Source organism: Tabrizicola sp. (genome assembly GCF_031377265.1).
Classification (GTDB): domain Bacteria; phylum Pseudomonadota; class Alphaproteobacteria; order Rhodobacterales; family Rhodobacteraceae; genus JAUYQR01.
In genome coordinates this window covers 1-4557 of record NZ_JANMET010000092.1, presented here as the reverse complement: position 1 = coordinate 4557, position 4557 = coordinate 1, and the positions used below count along the sequence as shown (strand labels likewise).

Sequence of the window (4557 nt, the reverse complement as noted above, 5' to 3'; positions counted from 1 at the left end):
ATCGCCCTGGCCCGAGATGCGGCGTTCTCGTTCATCTACCCGCATCTGCTACAGGGCTGGCGCGCGGCAGGGGCGGAAATCCTGCCGTTCTCGCCGCTGGCCGACCAGCGCCCAGATCCTGCGGCAGATGTCTGCTGGCTGCCCGGCGGCTACCCGGAACTGCACGCTGGCGTGCTGGCACAAGCCGACACCTTCCGTTCCGGCCTTACCGCATTCGCCGAAACCCGCCCCGTGCACGGCGAGTGCGGCGGCTACATGGCGATGGGCGAAGGCCTGATCGACAAGGAGGGCACCCGCCACCAGATGGCTGGGCTGCTCGGCCTTGTGACCTCCTATGCCAGCCGCAAGATGCACCTGGGCTACCGCAGCGCCCGACTTGCGCAAGCCGTGCCCGGATACGCCGCCGAGGCGCAGCTGCGTGGCCACGAGTTCCACTATTCCACCATCATTGACCAGCCCGACCCGCCGCTAGCCCGCGTCGACGACGCCACGGGAACCCCCGTCCCTGAAACCGGCAGCTATCGCCGCCAGCCCGGCGGGGGCCTGTCCACCGGCACCTATTTCCACCTGATCGCCGAGGCGCCATGACCGGTTTTGTTTCCTTCGTTTCTGCCGGGCCGGGCGACCCGGAGCTTCTGACGCTCCGGGCCGCGCAGCGGATCGGTCTGGCCGATGCGATCTTGTATGACGATCTGTCCTCCGGCCCGATCCTGGCCCTCGCCCGGCCTGGGGCGGATCTGGTGGGCGTTGGCAAACGTGCCGGTCGCGCCTCGCCGAAACAGGATCACGTCAGCCGGCTGCTGGTGGATTACGCGCTGACCGGTGCCCAGGTCGTGCGTCTGAAATCCGGCGACAGCGGCATCTTCGGGCGGCTGGAGGAGGAGCTGGATGCCCTGCGCGCCGCTGGCATCGGGTTCGAGATCATCCCCGGCGTGACCTCCGCCTCGGCCGCCGCCGCCGCTGCGGGCATCCCGCTGACCCGGCGCAGCGCCGCGCAGCGGGTGCAGTTCATTACTGCCGCCGACACGTCGGGCAACCTGCCCCCGGGCCTGAACCTGCCCGCGCTGGCCGACCCGATGGCCACCACCGTGGTGTTCATGGGCAAACGCACCTTCCCAGCCCTCGCCGCCGCCCTGATCGCGCATGGTCTGCCGCCGGATACGCCCGCCCTGCTGGCCGAGGCGGTCAGCCAGCCCGAACAGACCCTGCAGCGCGGCACCATTGCTACGCTGGCCGCGCAACTGGCCGAAGATCGCAGCCCGCTGCCCGGCCTGATCATCTTCGGCCCGCTGGCGACGGGTGCGCCATGATCATCACCCTTTGCGCCACCTGCGCCCTCGGCCAGGGCAGCTTTGCCGACACGTTGCGCGCCGCGCTGCAAACCGCCGGCGCCACAGCAACCGTCACCACCACCGACTGCATGTCAGGCTGCACCCGCGCCTCGACCGTGGCCTTTCGCAGTTCCGGCAAGACCGCCTACCTGTTTGGCGACCTGACCGAAGCCGACCTGCCCGACCTTGTCACCTTCGCCCGGCATTACGCCGCCAGCGCTGATGGCAACCTGCCCGATGCCCGCATACTCGGTGCGTTGCGTCACAAGGCCATCGCCCGCATTCCCGGCTGATCGGTCGCAATCCGCCCTGGAATGGCGCAATTGCGCCTTGACCTGCCTTGCCGCCTGATGGCAACTAAAACGGCAAGGTGTCCGATACACGCAAAGCGTTCGGACTGAAACGGGAATGGGAAATGGCGTACCGTCAAACGGCGCCAGAACCCCAACCGCCCCCGCGACTGTATGCGGCGAGCGGCTTTCCAATAGCCACTGGTTCCCCCTTTGGAACTGGGAAGGCGGAAAGCAGCTTTGACCCGCGAGTCAGGAGACCGGCCTTGCAAAGAAACCAACCCGCCGTCGGGTGTGACGGTAAGGAGCGAATGATGAACACGACCACAACGACCCAGACCACCGAAAAAACCACCGCGCTGGCCGCAGTGCTTTTCGTCGCGGTGCTTGGCTGCGCTATCCTGTTTGCTGCCGGCCATGCGCAATCGGCCAGCCTGCATGACGCCGCCCATGACGTGCGCCACGCGACCGGCTTTCCCTGCCACTGAAACGATGATCCGACACATGCTGACCAGCGCGTTGATCGCTGGTTGTGCGGCAGGCCTGCTTGCGGCCCTGCTGCATTTCGCGTTTGTGCAGAAGTACATCCTTCTGGGCGAGGAATATGAAACCGGGGCCGCCGTGCATTTTGCCGGCGCAGCCCCCCAAACGGGTGATCACGCGGCAACCGGCACCACCGAAGCCGCGCATGACCACAGCACGCATGACCACGGCGAGGCAGCCTCCAGCTTCACCCGCAACGCCTGGACTGCCGTGTTTTTCGGCTTGGTCTATGTCGCCTACACGCTGATCCTTGTGGCGGGCTTCGGCCTTGCGCGGGTTTACGGGCGGGTGATCACCGCGCGCGAAGGGCTGTTGTGGGGGATCGCAGGTTTTGCCGCGTTCCAGCTTGCGCCCGCGATGGGCCTCGCCCCTGAATTGCCCGGCACCGTGGCGGCAGATCTGGGCGCGCGGCAACTGTGGTGGGCAGGCACGGCTGCGGCCACGGCGGTTGGGCTTGGCCTGATCGCATATGGCCGCGGTGTGCCGATGGTTGCTGTTGCAGTCTTGCTGCTGGCCGCCCCCCACCTGATCGGCGCGCCAGAGCTGGAAGGGTTCAGCGGCGTCGCCCCGCCCGAGGTTGCGGCGGCGTTTGCCGCCCGGGTGCTGGGTGTCGGCCTTGCGGTCTGGGCGCTTCTGGGCTGGGTGGCGGGCTATGTATGGGCCAAAGAGGCTGCTAAACCTGCCTGATTGCAATACCAACGTGCGGCCCATGCGCTTGGGCCGCACCACAGGAAAGACCGCCATGACCACCCTGCATCTGATCGGTATCGGTACCGGAAACCCCGATCACCTGACCTTTCAGGCGGTCAATGCGCTCAATAGCGCCGATCTGATCCTGATCCCGCGCAAGGGCGACGCCAAGGCCGATCTTGCCGATCTGCGCCGCCAGATTCTTGCCAACGTTTTGACCGCCCCGGTCAAGGTGGTCGAATTCGACCTGCCCGTTCGGGCCGATCAGCCTGACTATATTGGTGCGGTGAATGACTGGCACGATGCGATCGCGGCCACCTGGGCCGGCCTGATCGACACCCATCTGCCGAACGGTGGCACGGTTGGCCTGCTCGTCTGGGGCGACCCTTCGCTCTATGACAGCACGCTGCGCATTGCCGCCCGGCTGCACGGCGTTCAGACCAAGGTGGTTCCCGGCATCACCAGCCTGCAGGTTCTGACCGCTGCCCATGCCATCCCCCTGAACGCCCTTGCAGCACCGGTCATCATCACCACCGGCAGGCGCTTGCGTGACGAAGGCTGGCCGGCTGGGGCTGACAGCGTGGCCGTGATGCTGGATGGCGGCGGCGCCTTTGCAGCGCTGGACCCCGCAGGTATCACGATCTGGTGGGGCGCCTATGTCGGTATGCCGCAGCAGGCGCTGATCCACGGGCCGTTGACAGAAGTGGCCAGCCAGATCGTTGAGACCCGCGCCCGGCTCAGGGCTGAACATGGCTGGATCATGGACATCTACCTGATGCGGCGCGGCGATGACGCCTGATCTGCTGCGCCCGCTGCTGCAGCGCTTCGGGCTGCCCGAAGACGCGCCGCTGGTCCTGCTGAACCGGTCTGAAAACGCCACCTGGATGGCGGGCGACGCTTTGGTACTGCGGGTGCACCGCCAAGGCTACCACAGTCGGGCCGAGATCGCCTCGGAGCTGGCCTGGCTCGCCGCGTTGCAAGACCAGCCGGGGCTGCGCTGCGTGCGCCCGGTTGCCGATGGCAGCGGCGCGCTGATCCAGACCGTCGCCGGGCATCACATCGTCGGTTTCGCACCGATTGCCGCCAGCGAATTGCAGGCGACCGATGATCTTGCTGCCTGGTTCGGGCCGTTGGGCGAAATCTCGGCGCGGCTGCACGCCCACGCCAGAGGCTGGGCGCTGCCCGCAGGCTTTACCCGCAAACGCTGGGATGTTCACACCATTCTGGGCCCCACACCGCATTGGGGCCATTGGCGGGACGCGCAGGGCCTTGATGCGGCGGGTGCTGCGGTTCTGGCCCGCCTCGCGGCCGACCTTGCGGCGCGTCTGGCCGCTTACGGCACCGGGCCAGAGGTGTTTGGCCTGATCCATGCCGATCTCCGGCTTGCCAACCTGATGCGTGATGACACCGGGCTTTGGGCCATCGACTTTGACGACTGCGGCTTTGGCTGGTGGATGTATGACCTCGCCTCGGCCGTGTCCTTCATCGAAACCGACCCGCGCCTGCCCGATCTGGTTCACCACTGGTGCGCCGGGTATGCGCGTGCCGGGCAGATGACGACCGCCGACCGCGCAATCATTCCCACGCTGATCATGCTGCGCCGCTTGTTGTTGACCGCGTGGCTTGGCAGCCGCGCCGACAGTGACACAGCCGCGGCGCTGGGTGGACCGGGGTTCACCGCAGGCACCGTGACGCTGGCCGAC

The 4557-nt window shown here is 67.0% G+C and carries 6 protein-coding genes, 1 pseudogene and 1 riboswitch; all 7 genes and pseudogenes read left to right on the top strand.

The features are described from left to right. Positions 1 to 588, top strand: a pseudogene (locus tag RMO18_RS05610) (cobyrinic acid a,c-diamide synthase); the annotation flags it as partial. Next, the gene (gene cobA / locus RMO18_RS05605; RefSeq protein WP_309664470.1) at positions 585 to 1310 is read left to right on the top strand and encodes a uroporphyrinogen-III C-methyltransferase; all 726 of its coding nucleotides are present in this window, start codon (positions 585 to 587) and stop codon (positions 1308 to 1310) included. The pseudogene RMO18_RS05610 and the gene cobA, both read left to right, overlap by 4 nt. Next, positions 1307 to 1624, top strand: coding sequence for a DUF1636 family protein (locus tag RMO18_RS05600; protein ID WP_309664469.1), 318 nt, complete (start codon positions 1307 to 1309; stop codon positions 1622 to 1624). Before cobA ends, RMO18_RS05600 begins: the two co-directional genes overlap by 4 nt. A 58-nt stretch (positions 1625 to 1682) precedes the next feature. Further along, positions 1683 to 1905, top strand: a riboswitch (cobalamin riboswitch). 30 nt (positions 1906 to 1935) lie between these two features. Beyond that, complete coding sequence (locus RMO18_RS05595; RefSeq protein WP_309664468.1) at positions 1936 to 2109, top strand: CbtB domain-containing protein; 174 nt, start codon at positions 1936 to 1938, stop codon at positions 2107 to 2109. Between the two features lie 4 nt (positions 2110 to 2113). Then, positions 2114 to 2851, top strand: coding sequence for a CbtA family protein (locus RMO18_RS05590; protein WP_309664466.1), 738 nt, complete (start codon positions 2114 to 2116; stop codon positions 2849 to 2851). A gap of 55 nt (positions 2852 to 2906) precedes the next feature. Further along, a complete protein-coding gene (gene cobF / locus RMO18_RS05585) occupies positions 2907 to 3653 on the top strand; it encodes a precorrin-6A synthase (deacetylating) (RefSeq protein WP_309664464.1) in 747 nt (248 codons plus the stop codon). Next, positions 3643 to 4557: phosphotransferase (locus RMO18_RS05580; protein ID WP_309664462.1), on the top strand; the 915-nt coding region annotated here is incomplete at its 3' end. The genes cobF and RMO18_RS05580, both read left to right, overlap by 11 nt.

Coding starts and splice junctions, on each gene's coding strand:
- RMO18_RS05600 (WP_309664469.1), top strand. CDS start 1,307: ATGATCATCACCCTTTGCGCCACCTGCGCCCTCGGCCAGGGCAGCTTT.
- RMO18_RS05595 (WP_309664468.1), top strand. CDS start 1,936: ATGAACACGACCACAACGACCCAGACCACCGAAAAAACCACCGCGCTG.
- cobF (WP_309664464.1), top strand. CDS start 2,907: ATGACCACCCTGCATCTGATCGGTATCGGTACCGGAAACCCCGATCAC.
- cobA (WP_309664470.1), top strand. CDS start 585: ATGACCGGTTTTGTTTCCTTCGTTTCTGCCGGGCCGGGCGACCCGGAG.
- RMO18_RS05590 (WP_309664466.1), top strand. CDS start 2,114: ATGATCCGACACATGCTGACCAGCGCGTTGATCGCTGGTTGTGCGGCA.